This window comes from Haloarcula sp. HT12, from assembly GCF_055271655.1.
In genome coordinates this window covers 238,611-260,820 of sequence record NZ_JBUXKW010000005.1, presented here as the reverse complement: position 1 = coordinate 260,820, position 22,210 = coordinate 238,611, and the positions used below count along the sequence as shown (strand labels likewise).

Sequence of the window (22,210 nt, the reverse complement as noted above, 5' to 3'; positions counted from 1 at the left end):
CCGTATGGCGGTTCTCAGTCGTCTGCGGGCGTAGCGCCGCCGGAGCCGAGGCTCATTCCGGCCTGGGAGACAGTGCCTTCGTTGGCGGCTACCCAGCGCAGGAGCAGGAACGCGAAGACGTACTTCGCGAGGATGTCGAGGCCGGAGTAGCCCCACGAGGTGACGCCGACACTCAGGAGCGCGACGCCTTCCGAGCCCAGTGCCCACAGAATCGGGTAGCCGAGCCACAGCACCACGGTCAGCAGCTTGAGCGTCCCGAATATCTCGCTCGTCCCGGCGGCTTCAGCGTCGGCCGGCCACTCGACGAGCAGGACGTACAGCACTGCGACGAAGAACGCGCAGCTGATGCCGTAGAACACCCAGCGCAGCAGGTGCGAGGAGGTGATGAGCGCGGCGGCGAGGCCGGTCACGCACATCCCGATATCCATCGTGATGGCGGTGAACAGCGACGCCATATCGGTGTCAGCCAGCAGCCCCAATGCTAGGAGAATCATCGGTGTCGAGAACGTCCACGTCAGGTAGCGACCCCACGGTGACAGGACCTCCTGGCCTGCAAGGGCGTGGCCCGGCGGCATCTGCAGGAAGCCGACGGTGAGGCCAGAGGCCAGTCCGGCGTAGCTGGAAATCGATACCAGCGGAACGAGCATCGTCGCGACCCAGATGAGCTTCGCCCGTGACGACTCCAGTTCCCGACCCATCGCGACGAACAGCAGTATCACGACTCCCGCGAGCGCGATGTTCACCCAAAGCGAGGAATTCAGGAGGAAGTTCGACTGAATCTCCTGAAGCACCTCGGACTGTGACGCCTGAAGTAGTGTCGTTGCGGCGGTACTGGCAGCTGACATACATTCTATATAGGAAAGGCCCACTTAAGACCGCATAGCCAAACGGTATCGGTATTCGGTTTATTTTCGAATTTCGGAAACCAGCACCCGCTCTCGGACAGTAACGGGGTAGCGGGCGACAGCCGCCTGCTCCAGGGTGAACTCACTCCGGGAACAGTTCTTCCTCACGGTCGATAGCTTCGATGCGCGCGATCTCGGCGTCGGTCAACTGGAGGTCAGCGGCGGCGAGGTTCGCTTCGAGATGTGCCCGGGAGGACGCCTTCGGAATCGTGACGACGTTGTCGTAGCTGGTCACCCAGGCGATGCTGACCGTAGCGGGGGACGTGTCGTGCTGGTCTGCGATCTCAACGATGGTCGGTTCCTCGAACACGCGACCGCCGGCCAGAGGTGAGTACGCGATCAGCGGGTAGCCATGCGTCTGGGCGTCTGTGAGCAGGGATTCGCGCCAGAACAGCGGGTGGAACTCGACCTGATGTGCGGCAATCGAGTCGAGGTACTCGCGCGCGAGGGCCAACTGGTCCGGTTCGAAGTTCGAAAGGCCGACGTGCTCGGTCAGTCCCGCCTCGCGGACAGCCTCGACAGCAGGCAGCGTCGTTTCGGGGTCGTAGTCCCCGCGCGGGCGATGGACGTACAGCAGATCGACGGCATCGAGGCCGAGCCGGTCAAGACTCGCTTCTGTCGCCGGTCGGACGTCAGTCGCCCCGAGCGCGTCGATCCAGAGTTTCGTCGCGACGGTCAGATCGGCCCGGTCGATGTCGGCACCGGCGATGCCTGCACCTACGACGCTCTCGTTGTCGTATATCTGTGCGGTGTCGAGGTGGCGGTAGCCACAGTCGATCGCTGTCCGAACGACAGCCTCGTCCTCGATACCCATCGTGCCGAGTCCGACCGGTGGGAGATCCATGGTCCGGAGTTCGGATCCCCATTAAAAAGCAGTACTGACTCCGATGGCCCGCACCCCCCAGGTGTGGCCCGTCGGTCGGTTAGAAGTCAGTACGTCGCGTGACCGCCTGGGCGTGATCAGCCCACTTCTCGACGGTGGGCGACCCCCAGTACTTCACCGCGCCGCTTCGCTCGTCGTAGTCGATGAGTCCAATCCGGTGGAGCACCGGCAAGTGCTCCTCTTCGAGCTGTGTTCGGATAGTCGACAGTGAGGTGTCTGTGACACCGTCCGTGCTCGCGCCACCCTGATCCGAGATCACTGTTGCCAGCGTCTCGACATCGGCGGTAGTCCGGTCATCGCTCGCGAAATAGCGACAGACCGCACGCCGTCGCCAATCGGACAGAACCTCGAACACATCGTCTACGTCCGCTGTAGACAGTGTCCTGTCCGACGGCGTCATCCCACACCACTGGTCACTTCGAGGCCCGCCATTCCCTTGATTGCTCATTGATGCGCATGAGATTAACCAACCCCAGTGCTATTAGTAGCGTACCTAGACGGCTAGGTGGGTGCAGAAACGTCAGGTGTACGCATCGATAAGACACTGAATTCAGACTACTGAATATCAAAAACAGCGTCGATGAGATTCCGTTGCGCTCGCCGGAGGTGCTGATGGAGCGTCGGCGAGGCGATGCCCAGCGTCTCGGCGAGTTGCTCGGCGTTTGTGTCCCGAGGCCAGGCGTAGTAGCCTGTCAAGAACGCCGTGCGAAGGACCTCCTCCTGCCGATCCGTCAAGTGGTCACGCGGGTCTGTGTTAGCGGCGACCGCGCCGTCTGCCGGGTTACGCTCCTGCTTTGCCGTCAGTGTGAGGTCAGGTATCCACGTAGTGAGCGCGTCCTGTATCGTTCGGGAGTCGGCGCCCAGCGGAGCCTCGACAGTTATCGAGAGCGTCCCGCCGTCGACGACCACCGTCCGGCGGCGAGCACCGACGTCCAGCAGGAGCGACTGAACTGTTTCCGGGACCTGCAGTTCGAGGACGCCGCCGTCGTCGTCCGTGCGGACGATCCGGGAATCGAGAATCGCGGAATGAGAGCGGAGTTGCTCCGAGATCTCGTCAGCCGGTCCGTCGCGAGCAGAGACGTACAGGAGGCGGGTCGGTTCGATATCGACGGAGCCGACGGTCTCGATTCGGCAGCCGTGTGCGTTCGCCACTCGGACGAGCGGGATATCAGGGTTCCGCGATTCAAACGTCAGTTCGAGTACCCTGTCGTGGGAGAGCAGTCGTCGGTTCTGGACGGCCGTGAACGCGAACCCGATCATCTCGCCGAGAACGGCGAAGCTCTCGACGACGCGTTCGGTGAAGGCGTCCGGCTGATCGGCACAGACGCACAGAACGCCGTGAACCACGTCGCCGTGAACCAGGGGAATCGCCACGAGAGACCGAAGCCCCTGTTCACCCCCAACAGATTCCACCGATTCCGCTTCGGATCCGCTCCCGGCTGTCGTCGTCTGGACCGTCCCCGTCCGAAGCGCTGTTTCAGCCGGTCCGGACCCCGTCCACCCATGGCTGGTACTGGTATCGAGGCACCCGTCGGCGTCGCCGGCTATCGTCTGCGGGACGAGACTATCGCTGGCCCCGGTTCGCTCACCGATCCACGCCAGATCCCAGAGCTCGGAGTCGACGATGCGGTCACACACCGTCTCGGCGATCTCGTCCCGGGTTGCCGTCGTTCCCAGCGCACGGATGAGATCCTGAATCAGGACGTTGACCCGATCAAGCGTCAGTAGTTCGTCCCGCTGTCGTTCGACTGCGTCCTGGCGTTTCCGCTCGTCGTGGATATCCTGATGGATGCCGACTGCCCGAACCGCTTCGCCGTCGTCGTCCCACTCGAACACCTTGCCGATGTCCCGAATCCACCGCCAGTCCCCGTCTTTCGTCCGCATTCTGAACTCGCACTGGTACAGTTCTGTCTCCCCGGATACCAGTTCCCTGAGCGCCCGTTCCGCCCGGTGGAGGTCGTCCGGGTGGACGAGGTCGGCCCACGTCTCGTAGCGGTGCTCCAGTTCGTCCGTAGTGTAGCCGAGCATCCCGGTCCAGCGCTCATCGAAGGTGACGTCGTTGGTTTTGGGGTTCCAGTCCCAGACACCGATCTCCGCACCTTCGAGCGCGAAGTTCAACCGCTCCGTCAACTCCTGGTACTCCCGCTCGCGTTCACAGCGCTCCGTGATGTCCCGGGCGACGCCGAGCAGCCCGCTGTAGTTGCCGGCTTCGTCGTGAAGCAGCGTGTAGTTGATTGACACCTCCCGTTCGGTGCCGTCTCTCCGACAAAACGTCAGGTCGACAGTCGTACTCGCTCCCGCAGGCGCTTCGAGCAGCCGTTCGACGGTCGCCTGCCCCTTCGAGAGTTCGCCGGGTGCAAGGACTGTCGAGGCGTGTTCGCCGCACAGCTCGGATGGCTCGTAGCCGAGATTCGTCGCAAACGACTCGTTACAGAAGTCGATGACGCCACGTTCGTCGAGCGTGTAGAGCCCGTCCTGTGCCTGCTCGACGAGGAGATCCAGCAGCGCCGTGCGGGCATCGCGCCGGGCGGTTTCGGTGACATCTCGCAGCAGGACCAGCGTGAGCCCCCCAGCGGCATCCGGTAGCTGGTACCCGTGTCGAAGGAGGTACTGATCGCGTTCGTTACCGGGTACCCGGACGGCAACCGGTTCGGTCGGGGACTCCCGGAGCCGCTGTAGCTGCCGGCGGCCGTCGGGCGTGTCGGGAAGCGCCGTTCCCATAGCGTCGTAGAAGCGCTCGACCCGGCAGGTATCGTCGAGGCCGTCGACGAACGCCGATACCGCTTCGCTCGACCAGTGTACCGTCCCGTCCGCTGCCAACAGAACGGCGATCTCGTCCGCTTCGGCGCTTGACTCGATTCCGGATAGCGCATCCCGCAGCGCGGACTCGCCTCTGTCGACCGATGCCGATACGACGCTGACGATCTTCTCCGCCAGAAACGTCACCTGTTCGTCACCCTGTTTCCTGACGACGGTCTCCGCATCGTCGAAGACAGTAGCAGCGCCGTCCGGCGCTGTGGTGTCGGTGTAGAGGACGACCGGATAGCGGTCGTTCGACACCAGCGACTCCGGGATATCGCCCAGACCAGTGGGGTCGAGGACGAGACAGGCGACCTCCGTCGACGCGGCGGCCGCTAACGCGTCGTCGACCGTTGCTGCACTCGTCACCGTTATGTCGGCGCTGTGGTCCGAAAGGACTTCCCGTGCCTGCTGTCGTGCTGTCGCGTCGGAATCGAGATACACCACTTCGATTTCTCGACTGGCGGCGTCGGTCCGTCTCGCTCCCGCAACCGTGACATCGTCGAGGTAGTTCCCAACCATCACCCTGGTATGCTGTTCAACCACTTTACCGAGAGGTAATAACTGTTCGGCGGTGTCCGGTTCGCGAATCCAGGCGTTCGACGAACTATCGCATCAGTCGACGACGAACAGCCGCTCTCGGAGGGTCTCCGCGACATCGGTAAGGTGGGCCTGTCCGAACGCCGCGACCAGCAGCGCCCCGACCGAATTGAACATCGTATCCCGAACTGTGTCGTCGAGGCCGTGTTGTGCCAGCGGCATCGTGACGCCTGTTTCGGTGGCGACGATGTCGAGCGCGAACTCGAACAGTTCCCAGATCACCCCGAAGGAGAGGACGACGACGAAGATGTACACGAAAAAGACGCGCTTGGGGATGTGAATCGAATCGTTGTGAAGGTCGACGGTCCGGGCCGTCGTGTACCCGAACGCGGCGATGAGCGAGGCCGACATCGCGTGGGTGAGGTGGTCCCACCAGCCGATCTGCGCGTAGAGACCGGCCGAACCGAGCGTGTGCAGGAACACTGCGGTCGTGATCCAGAGGGCGAGCCACGGGTCGAGGGCGAGATTGTAGTTCCGCCGCATCACCGCGGGGAGGAAGGTGACGAGCAGGCCGATACCCCCGTTCGTGATCGGCTTGGGCTGGCCGGCGACGATACCGTAGCCGACGAGGCCGAGCAAGACGAGTTGCATCGTGCGGGTAATCCGCCGCTGGTTCCGCATCGACGGTCGTGGCAGTCTCATCGTCCTACCGTCCGTCGGATAGCGCGCCAGAGGCGGCGGTCCCGCCGTCGGAAGTAGCCATCGAACAGTACTCCTGCTGCGATTCCGGCAAGCGTGACGTACAGCCATTCCGTCATCAGCGCCTCGTTGTCCGTGAGGTACGCGGTCCCGAGGAACTGGTCGGCGTTCCACCGGAACACGGTCCAGGCTGCTGCTGCAGCGAGCGTCGTCAGAACGACGAGACAGACCGCGAACCAGTGGGTGACCGTGAGTTCGGTGAACATATGCAGTTCAACGATAACGAGCAACGCCAGTGCAGCCAGTGAGAGGTAGCTCGCGAAGGTTCCGACGGTGCCGCCGACGAGCCCGCGGACGAGGATCGGCAGGGAAGCAAGCAGGAGCAGCTCCCAGGGGAGCATCACACGCCACTCACTGAAGGCTACCGGCGGCACGAGAACGACAGCGGCCACAACGGCGACGAACAACATCCACTGGTAGTCGATATCGAGGACGCTGTCGATGAACACGACCGGGAGAACCGCGACGAGTACCCACGCGATGATCGCGTTGGTTCGCCCGTCACGAAAGAGACTCTCGAACGTATCCTCGAAGCCTATCGTCCCGATACTACTGTCGGGACGCCCGGACCCATCACTCATTGCTTCGTACTGCGGTGTGACGAAGAATAAACCCAGCGACGTGTTTATACCTGCTACAGTCCCTTGTACGGGTATATGATGCTGCCGACGCACGCGATAGTGGGGCTTGCCATCGCGACGCCGCTACTCGTCCTTGCACCGGACCACGCAACAGTAGCGCTCGTTAGTGGCTTCGTCGGTGGTATCTTCCCCGATCTGGATCTGTATTCGGGCCATCGTCGGACCCTCCACTATCCGAGCGGGTACGCGCTCGCGGTCGTCCCGGCTGCCGGTTTCGCTGCGGTCCTCCAGACGCCGCTGTTGATCGCACTCACGTTCGTACTGATGGGGGCTGCAGTCCACTGTCGGATGGACCGGTACGGTGGCGGCCTCGAACTCCGCCCGTGGGAAGCTACCTCCGAGCGCGGCGTGTACGATCACGTCCGCGGGCGATGGCGGTCGCCGAAGCGGTGGATCCAGTACGACGGGTCGCCTTCGGATGCGGGGCTGATGGTGCTCGTGGGTGCGCCGCTGCTCATTGTTCTAGACGGCCCGTTCCGGTGGATCGTCGCCGCGGCCCTCGTCACCGGCGTGACGTACGCGCTCCTGCGTCGTCGGCTGGCGAAGCTGGCGCCGGTCGTGTTCGGCAACGTTCCCGAGTCGATTGCAGCCCACGTCCCGGATCGCTACCGGCAGTGACCCGCTGATACGTCGCTGAAACCGGGTTCAGCCAGCCAGAGCGTCTTCAGCGACGCCACGCAGCGTCAGCCACGTGTTGATGCCGGCCCGCAGTGCGACGAGGTCGGCGGCCTCGACGGTGAGTTCGACCCGCCGTCCGTCCCGGGTGAGACGCGCCGTCGTCCGGTCGCCCTCGATGTCGTCGATCTCGGGTCGGATGCTCCGCCCGATGGCGCGGGCCCGGGCGGCGCTGCCGTACTCGGCAGTGAGGTGAGTCTGGTGTGGAGCAGTCATACTGTGCTGGCGGCAGTGTGGTGTGTCTCGACGGTCAGCGGATCGGAAAGAATCCGCAGCCCCAGGCCGTGTCCCGGGCGTCAGTTGACGTTGATCTCTTTGACGTCGGGCGACCGCTCCTTCAGCAGGACGCGGTGTCCGCAGTACGGGCAGCGAACGCCGCCGTACTCGTCCAGCGTCACGTCGCGCTTACAGCGTGAACACTTGTAGCTCATAACTGAAAGATAGGGATGGAGGTCCTTTACTCCTCGTCTTCGGCCAGTGCGGCCCGAATGGAGCGGCGGACGGTCTTGCCGCCGGGCGTCTCCGGCTTGTAGCTGCCGCCGGTGTACTTGTAGTCACAGTAGCTGCACTGCCAGATGCCCGTCCCCTTGCGGTCGACGCGGTCCTCGCCGCAGTTCGGACAGGTGTGGTCTTCGTTCATCTCCGATTCGATCTCCGCGACGCGGCGTCGGGACACGCGACCGTAGCGAGCGCCGAAACGGCCCGAGCTACCGGTCTTTCCGCTCTTGCTAGCCATAGTGGTCTGTTGTCCGCCGAGCGGCCACATAAGGCCTTCGAGATTCGGTTCCGCGGCGGCACCACTCAAGGGGGAGGCGGGCAAACCGTCGGTCGATGGCAGCGTTCGACGGGCTCCGCGGTCACCTCCAACGGCTCGCACCGGCCACGAGCGGGCGGCTCACGGCTTCGGAGTTCCTGCTTTCGGGCGCGGCGGCCGGGCTGGTCGGCTGGGGCAGTACACAGGCGATAGCCTGGCTGGGTCACGCCAGCGGCGCGCTATTCGCCACGGCACTGTGGGTCGTCCTGATCGGGGGCTTCGTCGCCCTCACGCTCTTTCACGCACCCGAGTCCGTCCGCTTCTCCGACGCGATGTTCGCCTGGGGAGCGGTCAACACGACCGCGGCGGCGCTGACGGTCGGTGGCCTCCTCGGTGTCGTCCCCGAGCAAGTGGCGTTCTGGCACGCGTGGGTCGGCGCGACGGCCGTCGGCTACTGCTGGACCGGCGGCGTCCTCGAAGGAGCGGGCCAGCCCGCACGCGGACGCGGCTACCTCGGTGCAGGTGTCGTCGGCCTCTGTCTGCTCGCTGTCGGGGCCGTGGCGTTCCCGCTGGTCGCCCCGACGGGCTATCTGGCGCTCGCCGCACTCCATGCGCTCCCAATGTTTCTCGACGTGCGAACGGCGTTGCCAGCTATCTACCGGACTACTGTCGTCGGAGTCGCGGTCGCCGCCGTGCTCGTTGTCGGTGTCATCGTGGCGTGAATAGCGCACAGCGAGCCTTACTCCTGCAGTTCGGCTTCTCTGAGCGCCTCGTTCAGATCCGCCCGGACGTGTTCGCCGAGTTCGCGGTCGCCGGCCGTCGTGACGACGCGGTTCTCCTGGACGCTTGAGCCGTCGCGGATGAGCACCCGGACGTTTCCGTTGGCGTCGGCGCGGGTGGCCTTCGCTCGGACGCCCGTCGGCGAACTCGCGCCGCCGGCATCGATAGGGCCGGGGATGACCTTCTTGACGTGTGGGTGGCCGGCGACGGTCTGGATGACCCGCTGGCCCGACCGGCCGCCGATGAGCGTCGAGTGGCTCCCGCCGAGTTTCTCCGCCGGCGCGGCGTCGACCACTTCGAGTGCGGGGTCGCCCTGGCGGTCGATGACCCGCTGGACGGGGTCGTCGCCCTCGACGCGGAAGAACTCGTAGTGCAACTGCGGGCGGACGGCGGCGATGACGTCGCGGTCGCCCGTGACGTACACCTCCTCCGGTCGTTTGCGCCGCACCTCGTCCGCGACGAGGCCGGCGAAGTTACGGAGTTCGACGACGACCGTCTCGTCGCTCCCCTCCCCCTCCGGCGTCGTCGTCACCGTGCGCTGGCCCACAATCGACCCGTCCAGCAGCGATGTCACCGTCGCCCGCTCGCGGTCGAGTTCGAGGACGACGGCGTCCGTGTTGGCAGTGTGACAGACCAAGCAGTAATCGCCCGGTCGGTCGAGCGGCGTGGCACACTGCCGACAGTCCATAGCTGTGGCTACGGGTCCGCGCGGATAAGGAAGCCGGTTCTCGGTTTCGCGGCGCGTGGCGTCAGCCCTCGTCCTCAATGGTCGCGCCGGGTGGGTAAATAGCAGAGACGGTGGCGTCGTACCCCGCATCGGAGAGGCCGGTCCCGAGCGCGAACACCGTCTCGCCGAGCATCGCCATCGCAGCGTCCCCGCCTGCCTCGGCCACGTCGTCGATGACCCCCTTGATCGCTGGTGTCAACAGGTCCGCCTCGCGTGAGAACTGCCGCGAGGCCTGCATGAACGTCGGCAGCGTCGGCTCTTTCACCACGTCCGAGAGCGCGCCCTCGCCGGCAGCCGTTAGGGTATCCGTGTCGCCGCCGACCACGTCCGCCGTCGACAGTTCGCCGAGCGTGATATACTCGATGCGGCTCCGGGCAGGGATAGCGTCGAGGTAGTTGAACTCCGGGCCGCCGGGTTCGAGTCGGAGCGGGACGCCCCCGCGGGCCTGCGCGACGACGTCACCGAGGCCGGAGCCGGCCTGGACCTCCGCGCCGTGGGCGATGGTCACCAGTTCGTTGTACGAGAGCCCGTGGCCGAAGACGGCGTTTGCCGCCAGCGCGGTCCCGAGCGCCAGACCGCCGGAGACGCCAAAGCCCGACCCGAGCGGGAGCGGCGTCTCGGCGGTGACGGTCGCCGTCGTCCGCAGCGCGTCGAGCACCCGCTCGACGGCCTCGACCTGAATCGTTTCGCCGTTTAGCGTTACCGCCGTCTCCGCGCCGCGGCTGACGGTGACGGCGACGCCGTCAGACAGGGCCAGCCCGCCGCCGCGAGAACCGGTCCGGATTGGGTCCTCGCCCCGGTCGACCGTAAAAAAGCCCGTGATGTGGCCGGGAACGAACGCGTGTGCTTCGTTGCTCATTGCCTGCCCGTGGGACTCGGCGGCGTTAAGGATTGCTGGTCGTCCGCTCCCGGACTGTGCAGCCGTCAGCCGGTCCACCGCGGCAGAGTTTCAGGATGACCGACAGGCCGTTCTCCAACCCGTAGTTTGATGTGTGTTTACGGCGGATGACTGTGCAAACATGCCGACAATCAGCGCGCGGCTCCCGAGCGAAGAGAAAGACGAACTGGACGACGTCGCAGAGTTGCTCTCCGAGGACCGGTCGACCACGATTCGGAAAGCCCTCCGGGAGGGACTGGAGACGCTCAGGCTCCGTGTCGCCGTCGAGCAGTACCAGTCCGGCGACGTGTCGGCGGCCGAAGCCGCACAGCTTGCGGACCTCTCCATCGCGGAGTGGCTCGACGTGGCCCGCGAGCGTAATCTGACGACACAGCTCGAACTGTCCGACCTGGAGCTCGACGCCGACACGGCCGCGGAGCTATGACTCGCATCTACGTCGGGCCGACGGCGCTGTACTCGCTGGGTCAGGTGGGGGAGCTGTCGTTGCTGGACGCGTTCGACGGCGACATCGTCATCCCGGAGCCCGTCATCGACGAGGTCCAGGTCGAACCGACCGCGACGAACCTGGCGGAGTACCGCGAGAGCGACATCGACACCGGCGTCGACGAGGACCACGTCGACCAGGCCGAGAACCTGCTCGGTGACTCGGACCTCGGCGCCGCTGTGACGGTACTCGCCGGCGTGCTGGCCCACCGCGACAGCGACGACCGCTCCGCCGTCGCCGTTGTCTCCGAGGACCGGACCGTTCGCCGGATGGCACAGGGGCTGGGGGCGGAGGTGACGAGTAGCTTCGGCGTCGTGGTCCGGGCCGCTATCGAGGACAAGTACCTCAAACCGACCCAGGCAAAGCGGATCGTCAGGCGCATCGATCAACACGGAATGCACCTGACCGGAGAGTTGCGGGAGCGGGCAGTCGGTGAGGTCGCGTAGACCTGTGGTAATTTGGCGCGGTAGTGGCTTTGAACACTGAGTTTTCGACGGGATGGCCCATGGAGCAGCGCCCAGCTGTGCCGCTGCTGGAGTTGAAAGCGTGGGTTTAACAGTGCGGCCCCCAACTCTGGAGGTATGCAGGGTAATCTTCCGCCTGAAGCACAGGAGAAGCTCGAGGAACTGCAGGACCTTCAGCAGACAGCACAGCAGGTCGCCGCACAGAAACAGCAGGCCGAGACGGAACTCCAGGAGTCCCAGACGGCCCTGGACGAACTCGACGACATCGACGAGGATTCGACCATGTACCGCGAGGTCGGCGAACTCCTCGTGAAGACCGAGTTCGACGAGGCCCAGGACGACCTCGAAGAGAAGGTCAACAGCCTCGAAGTCCGCGTCGAGACGCTGGAAAAGCAGGAACAGCGCGTGCAAGAGCAGTTCGAAGAGCTCCAGAGCGAGCTCCAGCAGATGCTCGGCGGCGCGGGCGGCGCGGGTCCGGCCGGCGGCCCCGGCGCCGGCGGCGCATAAGGCGATGCCGACAGACGATGAGGTCGTCGAAACAGCCTCGACCGCGGCCGAAGACGTTGTCTTCTCTCGATACGACGTCAGCGCAGTCGAGGACCTCGACGTGACTGTCACGTTCGAAGACGGCGTCCTTGACGTCGACGTGTACGTCAACGCGCCCGACAGTCGGCAGGACGAGGCACAGGTGGCCGACGACGCTGCCCTCGCCGCCCGGGCCGCTGTCGACGACCTGTTCGAGGAATAGGAACCCGCAACGGAGCGGGCAGTCACTCGGTGTTTTATCGACAGTTACGGACCCGAAAGCGGGGCGTCAGTCGTGTTTCTCGACGGCCGGGTCCCCGGTCCGGTCGCTCGCGAACCCGGTCCGGAACGCGATCCAGCCAAGCACTGAAACGAACAGTATCGGCGGGAGAATCATGAACCCCCACAGCGGATCCAGTCCCCAGCCGAGGAGCAGCGCCAGGTCGAACAACCCGATAGCGAGAAACGGGGCAACGAACAGCAGGGCTCGCTTGCGGTTCATCCCGCTCGGCGAATCCGACGCCGACGAGTCCTCGTCACCCGCGAGGAGGTCTGCCGTCGTGCGGTCACGGGTTCCGTCGTCAGCGTGGACGCTGGACTCGGCGGTGTCATCCATACCCGTTCCTCGGAGTTCAGCAAGCAAAAAAACCGCGCTTGGTGGGCCGTCGCGTAGTGGCGTCGGGAGAGTCGCGAGTCCGGGGCGTCCACGGCCAGTCGAGCCCCGAGAGGTGATCCTCAGTCGGGCTGATTTCGCTCGCCGATTGCGGTGACCACCTGCAGGGCTTTTCGGGACGCGTCGTCTTTGCTGTCGACACCGTCGTGCGGGATCAGTACGCTCTGGACGAGCCAGTCGTCAGAGTCGTCTTCCCCCATCCGGACATCTGACCCTGAAACTTCCGCCTCGGCGAGTTCCTGTGCCCACTCGGGTGAGGTGAGTTCGTTGAACGTCTCGTCGTCTCGGAAGTTCACAATGTACTGCCGGTCCTGCCGGTCGACTGACTCAACCGTTAGCTGTGAGACCATGCCCGAACAACGGCGCCGAGACACATGACCGGTCGGCTTGCCGTTGCAAGTATCGGGGAATAAATCGTCCAACCACGACCGCCCGGTTCTGTCACGAGGGCCGTCGACAGCGTGGCCGCTTGACTCGGCAGTATCGTATAGCGCCGTCCATCGGCGTTCGGCATGCGAAAAAACGCGCGTGTCAGTTGTCGGTGGAGAGCCGGTCAGTCAGGGGGTTATGCGTCACTGTCGTCGTCCGCATCCTCGGTCGCGTCGTCGTCCACAGTGGACTGATCGTCGTCCGCATCAGCGTCGTCTGAACCAGCGTCCTCGGACGCCGATTCGTCGTTAGCATCGTCGCCAGGGGTCAGGTCGCTGATCTGTGCGCCCAGGTCGCCCGCGAGGTCACCGTTCTGGTGCTGCCCGATGAGGGTGTGGATCTCGCTGACGAAGTCGGGGACCTGTCCGGGGAGGTCCGACGGCGGGCCGCGCTGATCGCCTGCCTCGCCGGCGTCAGCGGGCGGGCCGCGACGGTCAGCCGCCTCGGCAGCGCCGCCTGATTCGTTCTCGTCCGCTGTTTCGTTCGCTGCTTGCTCGGCTGCGGTGTCCGCCTGTGCGTTGTCCGCGTGGTCATCGGCCTGTGCGCCTGCTGCGCCGGGGAGCGCTGCCGCCGAGCCCGTGATGACGAGCACGGCAAGCAGACCGCCGGCAATCGTAGTGAGTTTCATTGTGGTCGTTGCCTCCGCTCCAGTCTCTTGCCCGGTGGCATATGAAGGGGGCAAGCCGGAAAGACGGATTAAGCCGAATTTATCCGAATTGATCGCTCTATTGCCCGTTTTAATTCGGTTTAATCCCGCTTAGCCGCCCCACACGCCACTCCGTCGCGTCGGGACCGGCCTGCCGGGGAGGATAGCTTGCGGGCGCGGCACCGGCCGGCAAGGCGGCGGGTCCACGATGGGACCGTAAATCGGGACGGGCTCCACAGTGGTGTACGAGAGAGCCCCGAAACCGCCGGCGGGGTAGCTTTTCATACCCGCGAACCCAACAGTTGCCCATGGAACACGATGCCACGGTCGAAGGGGTCGGCGTCGGCGTCAACGAGGAGGGCGGTGGCACGCCGGTCGTCCTGCTCCGTGCGCGTGAGGAGATCGTCCCTATCTTCGTCAGCAAGGACCAGGCCCAGTCGATGCAGTTGGCAATCGCCGGCGAGCCGTTCGAGCGCCCGCTCACACACGATCTGCTGGTCGAGATGGTGACGGAGTTCGGGGCCGCCATCGACCGGGTCCGCATCGACGACCTGGCCGACGGGACCTTCTACGGGAAGATCGATGCGGAACAGTACACCGAGGACCGGCGCAAGGACATGGTGTTCGACGCCCGTCCCTCGGATGCCATCGCAATCGCCCTCCGGGTTGACTGTCCGGTCGTCGTCACTGACGAGGTCATCGACGAGGCCGGGCGACCACCGGACCAGTTCGATCAGGGAGGGGGCGGCAGCGAGGATCTCGGGCTGTGAGAACGCGAAACCTTTCTGCATCTGTCTGCCCTTACTGCCGTTGATGGGGTACGAATCGGTCATCTTCGACAACGACGGCGTCTTGCTGACGCTGACAGACATGGATGCACACTACGTCGGTGCACGCCGGGCCTTCGAGGAACTCGGCGTGGTTTCGCCGTCGACCGCCCACGTCGAGGCGATGAGCATCGGCGTGACGGTGCCCGAACTCACAGAGATCTGTACCCAGTACGATATCGACCCCGAACGGTTCTTCCGGGCTCGCGACGAGGCACTGACCGCGGTGCAGCGGGCGCTTATCCGCGCCGGCAAGAAACGGCCCTACGCCGACGTGTCGGTACTCGACCGACTGGACTGTCCGCTCGGCGTGGTCTCGTCGAATCAACGGGACACCGTGGCGTTCGCGTTCGAGCATTTCGACATCGGCCACTACTTCGATAGCATCTGGGCCCGGGAACCGACCGTTGAGAGCCTCCGCCGGAAGAAACCACAGCCGTACTACATCGAGCGAGCGATGGAAGACCTCGGGGTCAGTGATGCGCTGTTCGTCGGCGACAACGAATCCGACATCGCGGCGGCACACCGGGCCGGCATCGACTCGGCGTTCATCCGGCGGCCACACCGGGTCGACACCCAGCTCGACGTGACGCCGGACTACGACGTGTCCGGCCTCGAAGACGTGGTTCGGCTCGTCGGACCGTCCAGTGGGAGCGACTGAGCGGTATCCACACCTAACGGATACGCAGTTATCCGGTTCTGGTACGTATGCTGAAAGCAACCTTTCCCATGGCAAGTGCCGTGAAACGGTATGGAGAAGCCGGTCGGTGGAACGGACGAGAACGAACAAGCGGCGCGTGACACACCGGCACAGCAGTCCCCCCCTGTGCTGTTGGAGACGCTCGCCGCGCGAATGCCCGAGCCAGTGGTCGTCACCGCCGCGGACGGGGAGATACGGACCGGGAACGACCACCTCTGTGACCTCCTCGACGCGGACCCGTCGGACGTGTTCGGGCGTCCGATAGGCGAGTTCTTCCCGGGTTTGCGTGACGCCGATCTCGCAGCCCACTGCGACCAGTCGTCGGGAACACCGCTGACGTCGTCGTGTTCCGTCGGCGAGGCGGAGCGGTGGGTCGAAATCGCCTTCGAACCCCAGCAGTGGGACGGCGAGGAATTGTATCTGGGCATCGTCCACGATGTCACCGAGCGCCACGAGCGGACGGAGATGCTCGAACAGTACGAGCGCATCGTCGAGACCATCGAGGACGGCATCTACACGCTCGATGAGTCGTTCACGATGCAGACGGTCAACAGCGCCGTCGAGTCGATGACCGGCTACGACAAGGAGGCGTTGGTCGGATCGAACGCGACGCTGCTGGCGGACGAGTCAGTCATCGAGGAGGCCGCCGAGATGTCGCGGCAGTTCATCGAGGGCGAGCGCGACGTGGGGACGCTGACGACGGACCTCAGAACCGCTGACGGGGACACGCTCCCGATAGAGACCAAGTTCACGACGTACGACCGCAAAGACGGGAGCTACCGGCAGGTGGGCGTCGTTCGGGATATCTCGGACCGGAAGCGGTTCGAGGAGACGCTCGCGGCGCTGCACGAGTCGACCAGAAAGCTGCTACACACGGAGACCAAGACGGCCGTGGCCGAGCAGATACTCGAGACGGCCGCCGACGTACTGGAGCTCCCCGACGTGGAGATCTACCTGTTCGACCGAAGCGACAACACCCTTCACAGCGTCGGCGAGGCAGAGGCTGCCAGGCCCGCCTCGATCGGGCCGGGCGAGAGTACCGTGTGGGAGGTGTTCGTGCAGGACAGCGCCGTCGAGGCGGCCCCCGGCGAGCCTATCGACCTCGGGGCTGGTCCGGTCACGGCGGACGCGAAGCGTCTCTGTCTGCCGCTCGAAGACCACGGCGTGTTCTACATCGAACTGGGCGAGCAACACAGCGACGCCAGAACCCGAGAGATGGTCGACCTGCTCGCGGCCAGCGCGGAGGCCGCACTCGCGCGCGTCGACCGCGAGACGACGCTCCGTGAACGCGAGGCCGAACGCCGCGAACAGAACCGCGAACTGCGGCGGCTCAAGCAGGTCAACGCGATCATCCGCCGGATCGATCAGGTGCTCGTCGACGCGGAGACCACCGAGGAGATCGAGCAGGCGGTGTGTGACCAGCTTGCCGAGTCACAGTGGTTCTCCTTCGCCTGGCTCGGCCGGCAGGACGCGACGGAACTCGTCCCCAGAGCGTGGGCGGGCGACACCGCCAGCTATCTGGACGCCATCTCACTGTCACTGGAGCGGGAGGGGGGGCCACCGGCCGTCCAGACGGCCCAGTCCGAAGCGATGACTGTCGTTCCGTCTGTGGCTGACAACCTCCGGGGCGACCACTGGCGGACGGAGGCGCTCTCCCGCGAGTTCCAGTCGGCGCTCAGCATCCCGCTCGAATACGACGACTTCGTCTACGGCGTCCTGACAGTGTACGCCCAGCAGGAAGACGGGTTCGGCGAGATGCTCCAGGAGGTGTTCGCCGAACTGGGTGAGACTATCGCGAACGCGATACGGGAGGTCGAATCCCGACAGCGACGGGCGGGCGACGGCACTGTCGAACTCGAACTGTCGCTGTCGGCCCCCCAGTCGTTCCTGACCCACCTCTCAGACCGCGTCGGTGTCCCGGTCGTCTGTGAGGGAGCCGTACCGCGCAGCGACGGGGCGATCCGTCTCTTCCTCGCGATCTCGGACTGTGATCCGGCGGTTGTTGAGGAGCAGATCGCGTCGATGGCCCGGGTCGATACAATGCGAGCGATCTCGACTGATCAACTGGACGGGCTCTACGAGGTCGTCGTGACCGGCAGGACCGTCGCGGAGACGCTGCTGGAGCAAGGCGGGCGGTTGAAGTCGATCCGAACGTCGACGGGCGGACTCACGGTGACAGTTGCCGTCTCGGGAGAAACCGATGTCAGGCAGTTCGTCGAACAGCTCGACGAGCGCTACGCGAACGTCAAGCTGATCGCCCGCCGTGACGGCGCACAGTCCGACGGGCAGCGGGACGGAACCGTCCGGTCGACACTGGAGGAGCAACTCACCGACAGACAGCTCGAAGTACTACAGACGGCGTATCTGAGCGGCTTTTTCGACTGGCCACGGGAGACGACCGGCCAGGAGATCGCATCCAGCCTGGACGTGTCACAGCCGACGGTCAACCGCCACCTCCGCGTCAGCGAGCGAAAGCTCCTCGAACTCGTGTTCGGCGATAGCTGATACTGTCGGACAGGGCAGTTCACACGCAACGTCCGGTGAGAATCTTTAGCCGGTTGACTCTCGCCAAAGCTTGTATCCACGGTTTACGTACGTCTATCCGACAGCATGGGCCGTCGCTATACTGTTAGTGGCCGATCGGGCGGGCCGTATCTGTATAGCCACAATCACCTTTTCAATCACCCGACAAGGGATAAACAGCGACGAACGATGTCACAGGCAAAACTGGTCTACAGACCATCACCCAACGAACCGCTGAGCGAAACCGTCGTACACGCCGTGGCCGACACCCTGGGTGTCGACCCCGTTGATCTCGATGATCGAATCAGTGACTGTATCGACCCTGATGCGCTTGACCGACTGTTCCGTCCAGAGACGGACGGCGCTCCCAGTCCCGACGGGCTGGTCGTGTTCAGTATGGCCGGCTGTCGTATCGAAGTCGAGGGGAACCGCTCAGTGCTGGTAACGCCGTCCCGGGACGTCTCGGTGGCACCTGGACTCGAAGCGTAGTCCGACTGCGGCTGTTCTGCTGTGTGGCCTTACCTGCAAGGGGTACTGCTGTCGATGGGTCGGTTATTGTCACCTTATTTTCCTCTCTCGTTTAGATGTGGCCCGGAATTTTCAGTAAGTAGATATTTCTTTTCCGGTAGTACTTGAAAAACTGGTACGTAACCTGGAGTAAAACCGACCAAACCCCTTGTTAACAGTATATTACCAGCAGCCTACGCGTCAGTACCACTATAAGTGCAACTTCGCCTTTCGATTGTATGGACCGCGGACAACAACTGATCGGAATCTGCTCGCAGGGCACGGGCACCGAGGCGGTAATCGTTCAACCGGCGACAAAACCAGTGGACAAAGTCCAGTTAATCGGACATTATTCGGGAGGGAAGTCCAATGAGTGTTGAATCACCTGCGGCCGATGCACAGGATTTCCTCGAAGAGGTTCGGGCAACCAGTCTCCCCGACCGGGTTGCAGAACTGGCAGACGAGTACGAGCGGATCTGTGGCGAGCGTGACCGGTTCCTCTGGCAGTGGATCTACTCGCTGTTCCCGGAGTTTACACTCTCTTCTGTCCACCCGGACCACGCCGACCACGTCCGGACGCAGAAGACGATTCTCACGATGTACGTCACCATTCTGGACGATATCGTCGAGAACGATGGGGACCGGGACACCTTCGAAGAGGCACGACGACTCGTCCAGGACCCGTCGGCCGTGGAGCCAAGCCGTGCAGCGGTAAGCGACGACTTCTTCTCCTTTATCGAGCGTGTGTGGCGGGAGTTCGAGGGCGGACTGGCTGACGCGCCACGGGTCGACGAGTTCTACGACGTGTTCACCTACGATATGCGACAGACGCTGAACGCGATGGACTACAGCGCGGTCGTCAACGAGAACCCCCGGATTGCGAACCTCAGCGGGGCGGAAACTTATGGGGCACATAACATGGTAATGTTCCCCTACGCGGCCGTTGACCTCATGTACTCGCCGGAGTTCGAGCTTGCCGACTACGGCACGGTTCGGGATCTCATCTGGGATCTCCAGGAGATGGCCCGGATCGGCAACTGGCTCACAACCTGGGAACGGGAAGTCAAAGAAGGGGACTACACTGCGGGGATCGTCGTGCTGGCCCTTCAAGAAGGGTTCGTCACCCCCGAAGAGCTGGAAAACCCCGACGGGAAGGCCGAACTCATCGACAAAATCAAAGCCGAGCAGTTCGAGGCCAGATTCCGTGACCGGTGGGCCGACATCTACCAGTCCGTGCGTGACCGCGAGTTCGACACGGACAGCGTCGACCTCGACGCGCTGGTGCAAGGCATGGAAACCGTGTTCCAGTACCACGAAGCCAGCCGCGGACACAAGTAACAGGCGCTTCCCGTGGTCCGCGGAGCGGACTGATTCTACGCACCTAAGAGATAGCAGTCAGTCGTCGGCGACGAGCGGTTCCTCGTCGTCGGCGACGAGGCGGTCCATCGCGTCGACCATCGCACGCACGGACGCCCGGGTGATATCGGAGTCGCTGGCGGAGACGACGACGTGGTCGTCGCCGCGTGACATTTCGATTTCGACCGTGACGAGCGCGTCCGTCCCGCCAGTGATCGCGTCGACGTGGTAGTCTTCGAGCGTCGCGTCGGCGGTGTGGGACAGCGCCGTCTCGGCGGCGTTCATCGCGGCGTCGACCGGCCCGGAGCCGACCGCTGCCTCCTTGCGTTCCTCGCCGTCGACCGCGAGTCGAACGCTCGCTGTCGGCGTGTCGGAGCCGGAGACGGCGGTCAGCCCGAGCAGTTCGACCCGGCGGTCGCGCGCGTCGCCGGTCACTTCGTCGGCGATAGTCAGCAGGTCCGCGTCGGTGACGCGCTTGCCGCGGTCACCGATCTCTTTGACGCGGCTGACGATCTCCGAGAGTTGGTCTTCGGTGACCTCGACGTCGTGCTCGTCGAGGGCGGCCTGGACGCCGGCCCGGCCCGCGTGCTTGCCGAGCGCGAGGCGGCGCTCGCGGCCCACCTTCTCCGGCGGGTACGGCTCGTACATCGAGTCGTCCTTGAGCGTGCCGTCGGTGTGGATGCCGGACTCGTGGGTGAAGGCGTTCTCGCCGACCACCGCCTTGTTTGGGGCCAGCGGGATGCCGGTCCGGTTGGCGATGAGCTGTGCGAGATCGTACACCTCGGTCAGCTCCATCGACTCGACGCCGTAGCCGTGGTCGAGCGCGATGGCGACCTCTTCGAGGGCGACGTTGCCGGCGCGCTCGCCGATACCGTTTATCGTCCCGTGGACGAGGTCCGCACCCGCCGCGATGGAGACCAGGGCGTTGGTCACCGCGAGCCCCAGGTCGTCGTGGGTGTGGGTGCTGACCGGCCCCAGGTCCGAGAGCCGGGAGACGCATTCGAGCGCGCGGTCCGGCGTCGCGTGGCCGACGGTGTCGGCCCAACAAATGCGGTCCGCGCCGGCCTCGACCGCGGCCCCGAGTAGCTCTTCGAGGTAGTCCAGGTCGGCCCGCGAGCCGTCCTCGCCGATGACCTCGACCCACAGGCCGTGGTCGGTGGCGTACTCCACCAGTTCGACCGTCGTGTCGACGTTCTCGGCCTTGGAAGTGCCGACCTTCTGCTCGACGTGCTTGTCGCTCGCCGGGACGACGAGGTTGATACCGTCGACACCACACTCGAGCGCGAGGTCGATGTCGTTCTGGATACCGCGACAGAAGCTGGTGACGGTGCTGTCGAGGTCAAGTCCCGCGACGCGGGAGATCGTCTCGCGCTCGCCGGGGCCAGTACAGGCGCTGCCGGCTTCAATGACGTCGATACGCGCCGCGTCGAGCGAGCGGGCGATATCGGCCTTGTCGTCCGGCGTCAGCGAGACGCCTGGGGCCTGCTCACCGTCGCGCAGTGTCGTGTCGAGAAACTGTACCTCACCGACGTCTGAGAGCGCACGCATCGCTGGGTGCCCCTCGAATAGTGTGTTCTGGCTCACAGAAGATGCTCCATCACGCGCCACGAATTTCGCGGCCAGCCGCCTCGCGGCGACTTCCTCTATCCTCCGTCGGGTGTTCCGACATAGTGGTGTCTACTCTAATCTTCATGGTCTAAAAGGTGACGGAACCGACTACCACACGTGTCGCGCTACGACTCAAGACGGACCGTATCACCCTCGGAAACGCCCGAAGCCGCGCCAGCGGGCAGTTCGACGACGGTGTCCGCGTTCGCGTAGCCGACCGACCGCCAGGGCTGGAGGGTTTCGACGGCCTGAACCTCCTCGTCGACGAGCCAGAGCACGTCCAGCGGGAACCGCACGAACAGCATGTGGATGAACTGTCGGCTCGCGCGGTCGAAGGGGAACACGAGCGCGTAGTCGTCGGGAATCGACGACCGGAACATCAGCCCCCGGCCCTGTTCGAGCATCGACTCGGCGTACTCCACCTCCGTCGCGAGGGGGCGAGCCGCGCCGTCGGGGTCGTGGACGAGCCGCATACCACCGGGGAAGTCGTAGGTAGGGAAAAAGTCTTCCGTCGGAGCGGAGGGTTTGAGGGGACACGGCCACTCACTATGTCGCATGGAGAAGGCTCCCGGGGGAACGTCCGTCGGCGTCGACGACCCGTACGACCACGTCCGGCGGTGTGACTTCGTCACCGGCGAGGGGAAATGTCGCTGGGCGCGTGAGCACGGCCACCACGACCCCGAGTTCGCCAACGCTCGGAGTGCCGACGACTTCCGCTGTCCGGCAGCGGTTGCGCCGGGCGACGCGGACCCAGAGGCCGAGCCCGAGTGGGACTGGGCCGACTGCCCGCATTTCCGTTCCCGGAACCACGACCGGGAGTGCGTTCGCTGCGGGCTCGAAGAGCGGCGGATGGCCCACTCCGAGGACCGGCCGCTGCTGGAGGAACACCACCTCTCGTACCGCGATGACGGCGACGAGCTATCACACGAGATAACGGTCTTTCTCTGTCGGTGGTGTCACGCGAAGATTCACCAGTCGTGGGCGCGGCTCGACGACGACGCGAATCCGGACCCCGAAGCCATCGCAAAGCGGGAACAGCGCCGCTCTAAGGAGCAGTCGGAACTGGGATTCGAATCGGCCGCCGACAGATACGACAGTTCGTAGCCA

At 64.6% G+C, this 22,210-nt stretch carries 28 protein-coding genes; 12 read left to right on the top strand and 16 right to left on the bottom strand.

Annotated features, from left to right (window positions below):
* Positions 1–14: 14 nt before the first annotated feature.
* The 6 genes from choP3 to ACY9XZ_RS17700 all read right to left on the bottom strand — a co-directional run bounded on the left by choP3 (position 15) and on the right by ACY9XZ_RS17700 (position 6,467).
* Positions 15–845 (bottom strand): cruxhalorhodopsin Chop3, encoded by an 831-nt coding sequence (gene choP3 / locus ACY9XZ_RS17725; RefSeq protein ID WP_463458346.1) that lies wholly within the window; start codon positions 843–845, stop codon positions 15–17.
* 142 nt (positions 846–987) lie between these two features.
* On the bottom strand, positions 988–1,749 hold the full coding sequence (locus tag ACY9XZ_RS17720; RefSeq protein ID WP_463458345.1) for an aldo/keto reductase: 762 nt from the start codon (positions 1,747–1,749) through the stop codon (positions 988–990).
* Positions 1,750–1,828: 79 nt separating this feature from the next.
* On the bottom strand, positions 1,829–2,188 hold the full coding sequence (locus ACY9XZ_RS17715) for a DUF7344 domain-containing protein (protein WP_463458646.1): 360 nt from the start codon (positions 2,186–2,188) through the stop codon (positions 1,829–1,831).
* Between the two features lie 155 nt (positions 2,189–2,343).
* Positions 2,344–5,109, bottom strand: a complete 2,766-nt coding sequence (locus tag ACY9XZ_RS17710) for a PAS domain-containing protein (protein WP_463458344.1) — start codon at positions 5,107–5,109, stop codon at positions 2,344–2,346.
* Positions 5,110–5,202: 93 nt separating this feature from the next.
* The gene (locus tag ACY9XZ_RS17705; protein ID WP_463458645.1) at positions 5,203–5,808 is read right to left on the bottom strand and encodes a hypothetical protein; all 606 of its coding nucleotides are present in this window, start codon (positions 5,806–5,808) and stop codon (positions 5,203–5,205) included.
* Positions 5,809–5,825: 17 nt separating this feature from the next.
* Positions 5,826–6,467, bottom strand: coding sequence for a hypothetical protein (locus ACY9XZ_RS17700; protein ID WP_463458343.1), 642 nt, complete (start codon positions 6,465–6,467; stop codon positions 5,826–5,828).
* 75 nt (positions 6,468–6,542) lie between these two features.
* On the opposite strand from ACY9XZ_RS17700, the gene ACY9XZ_RS17695 reads away from it, so the two are divergent.
* Positions 6,543–7,145, top strand: coding sequence for a metal-dependent hydrolase (locus ACY9XZ_RS17695; RefSeq protein WP_463458342.1), 603 nt, complete (start codon positions 6,543–6,545; stop codon positions 7,143–7,145).
* 27 nt (positions 7,146–7,172) lie between these two features.
* On the opposite strand, the gene ACY9XZ_RS17690 is transcribed toward ACY9XZ_RS17695, so the two are convergent.
* From ACY9XZ_RS17690 to ACY9XZ_RS17680, 3 genes are all read right to left on the bottom strand, one after another.
* Positions 7,173–7,418 carry a KEOPS complex subunit Pcc1 gene (locus ACY9XZ_RS17690; protein ID WP_463458341.1) on the bottom strand — a complete coding sequence of 82 codons (246 nt, stop codon included), beginning with the start codon at positions 7,416–7,418 and terminating at the stop codon, positions 7,173–7,175.
* Between the two features lie 80 nt (positions 7,419–7,498).
* Complete coding sequence (locus ACY9XZ_RS17685) at positions 7,499–7,633, bottom strand: DNA-directed RNA polymerase subunit P (protein WP_004517024.1); 135 nt, start codon at positions 7,631–7,633, stop codon at positions 7,499–7,501.
* Positions 7,634–7,659: 26 nt separating this feature from the next.
* Complete coding sequence (locus ACY9XZ_RS17680; protein WP_463458340.1) at positions 7,660–7,968, bottom strand: 50S ribosomal protein L37ae; 309 nt, start codon at positions 7,966–7,968, stop codon at positions 7,660–7,662.
* A 65-nt stretch (positions 7,969–8,033) separates the two neighbouring features.
* Here ACY9XZ_RS17680 and ACY9XZ_RS17675 point away from each other — a divergent pair, with 65 nt between their 5' ends.
* Complete coding sequence (locus ACY9XZ_RS17675) at positions 8,034–8,678, top strand: hypothetical protein (protein WP_463458339.1); 645 nt, start codon at positions 8,034–8,036, stop codon at positions 8,676–8,678.
* 17 nt (positions 8,679–8,695) lie between these two features.
* Here the strand turns inward: ACY9XZ_RS17675 and ACY9XZ_RS17670 are convergent, their stop codons facing one another.
* Positions 8,696–9,424 (bottom strand): DUF2103 domain-containing protein, encoded by a 729-nt coding sequence (locus tag ACY9XZ_RS17670; RefSeq protein ID WP_463458338.1) that lies wholly within the window; start codon positions 9,422–9,424, stop codon positions 8,696–8,698.
* Positions 9,425–9,485: 61 nt separating this feature from the next.
* Positions 9,486–10,322: a pantoate kinase gene (locus ACY9XZ_RS17665; protein ID WP_463458337.1), complete on the bottom strand. Its 837-nt coding sequence runs from the start codon at positions 10,320–10,322 to the stop codon at positions 9,486–9,488.
* 160 nt (positions 10,323–10,482) lie between these two features.
* Here ACY9XZ_RS17665 and ACY9XZ_RS17660 point away from each other — a divergent pair, with 160 nt between their 5' ends.
* The 4 genes from ACY9XZ_RS17660 (at position 10,483) to ACY9XZ_RS17645 (ending at position 12,057) form a co-directional block, all read left to right on the top strand.
* Positions 10,483–10,785 (top strand): UPF0175 family protein, encoded by a 303-nt coding sequence (locus ACY9XZ_RS17660; RefSeq protein ID WP_004517029.1) that lies wholly within the window; start codon positions 10,483–10,485, stop codon positions 10,783–10,785.
* Entirely contained in the window at positions 10,782–11,291 is a 510-nt protein-coding gene (locus tag ACY9XZ_RS17655) for a hypothetical protein (RefSeq protein WP_463458336.1), read from the top strand. The genes ACY9XZ_RS17660 and ACY9XZ_RS17655 overlap by 4 nt, the downstream gene beginning before the upstream one ends.
* Positions 11,292–11,426: 135 nt before the next feature.
* Positions 11,427–11,816 (top strand): prefoldin subunit beta, encoded by a 390-nt coding sequence (locus ACY9XZ_RS17650; protein ID WP_312620045.1) that lies wholly within the window; start codon positions 11,427–11,429, stop codon positions 11,814–11,816.
* Between the two features lie 4 nt (positions 11,817–11,820).
* Entirely contained in the window at positions 11,821–12,057 is a 237-nt protein-coding gene (locus ACY9XZ_RS17645; RefSeq protein ID WP_005537965.1) for a hypothetical protein, read from the top strand.
* A 66-nt stretch (positions 12,058–12,123) separates the two neighbouring features.
* On the opposite strand, the gene ACY9XZ_RS17640 is transcribed toward ACY9XZ_RS17645, so the two are convergent.
* From ACY9XZ_RS17640 to ACY9XZ_RS17630, 3 genes are all read right to left on the bottom strand, one after another.
* The gene (locus tag ACY9XZ_RS17640; RefSeq protein WP_463458335.1) at positions 12,124–12,450 is read right to left on the bottom strand and encodes a hypothetical protein; all 327 of its coding nucleotides are present in this window, start codon (positions 12,448–12,450) and stop codon (positions 12,124–12,126) included.
* Positions 12,451–12,569: 119 nt separating this feature from the next.
* The gene (locus tag ACY9XZ_RS17635) at positions 12,570–12,857 is read right to left on the bottom strand and encodes a hypothetical protein (protein ID WP_463458334.1); all 288 of its coding nucleotides are present in this window, start codon (positions 12,855–12,857) and stop codon (positions 12,570–12,572) included.
* A gap of 215 nt (positions 12,858–13,072) precedes the next feature.
* Positions 13,073–13,564, bottom strand: coding sequence for a hypothetical protein (locus ACY9XZ_RS17630; RefSeq protein ID WP_463458333.1), 492 nt, complete (start codon positions 13,562–13,564; stop codon positions 13,073–13,075).
* A 326-nt stretch (positions 13,565–13,890) separates the two neighbouring features.
* Between ACY9XZ_RS17630 and ACY9XZ_RS17625 the strand changes: the two genes are divergently transcribed.
* From ACY9XZ_RS17625 to ACY9XZ_RS17605, 5 genes are all read left to right on the top strand, one after another.
* On the top strand, positions 13,891–14,352 hold the full coding sequence (locus ACY9XZ_RS17625; RefSeq protein ID WP_463458332.1) for a bifunctional nuclease family protein: 462 nt from the start codon (positions 13,891–13,893) through the stop codon (positions 14,350–14,352).
* A gap of 43 nt (positions 14,353–14,395) precedes the next feature.
* The gene (locus ACY9XZ_RS17620; protein ID WP_463458331.1) at positions 14,396–15,070 is read left to right on the top strand and encodes an HAD family hydrolase; all 675 of its coding nucleotides are present in this window, start codon (positions 14,396–14,398) and stop codon (positions 15,068–15,070) included.
* Positions 15,071–15,160: 90 nt separating this feature from the next.
* On the top strand, positions 15,161–17,614 hold the full coding sequence (locus ACY9XZ_RS17615; protein ID WP_463458330.1) for a bacterio-opsin activator domain-containing protein: 2,454 nt from the start codon (positions 15,161–15,163) through the stop codon (positions 17,612–17,614).
* Between the two features lie 207 nt (positions 17,615–17,821).
* Positions 17,822–18,121 (top strand): HalOD1 output domain-containing protein, encoded by a 300-nt coding sequence (locus ACY9XZ_RS17610; protein ID WP_463458329.1) that lies wholly within the window; start codon positions 17,822–17,824, stop codon positions 18,119–18,121.
* Between the two features lie 387 nt (positions 18,122–18,508).
* On the top strand, positions 18,509–19,477 hold the full coding sequence (locus ACY9XZ_RS17605; RefSeq protein ID WP_463458328.1) for a terpene synthase family protein: 969 nt from the start codon (positions 18,509–18,511) through the stop codon (positions 19,475–19,477).
* 57 nt (positions 19,478–19,534) lie between these two features.
* Here ACY9XZ_RS17605 and ACY9XZ_RS17600 read toward each other — a convergent pair whose 3' ends face one another.
* Positions 19,535–21,043, bottom strand: coding sequence for a (R)-citramalate synthase (locus tag ACY9XZ_RS17600; protein WP_463458644.1), 1,509 nt, complete (start codon positions 21,041–21,043; stop codon positions 19,535–19,537).
* Between the two features lie 185 nt (positions 21,044–21,228).
* The gene (locus tag ACY9XZ_RS17595) at positions 21,229–21,576 is read right to left on the bottom strand and encodes a DUF192 domain-containing protein (RefSeq protein ID WP_463458327.1); all 348 of its coding nucleotides are present in this window, start codon (positions 21,574–21,576) and stop codon (positions 21,229–21,231) included.
* An 82-nt stretch (positions 21,577–21,658) separates the two neighbouring features.
* Here ACY9XZ_RS17595 and ACY9XZ_RS17590 point away from each other — a divergent pair, with 82 nt between their 5' ends.
* Entirely contained in the window at positions 21,659–22,207 is a 549-nt protein-coding gene (locus tag ACY9XZ_RS17590) for a DUF7097 family protein (RefSeq protein WP_463458326.1), read from the top strand.
* The last annotated feature ends 3 nt before the right edge of the window (positions 22,208–22,210 follow it).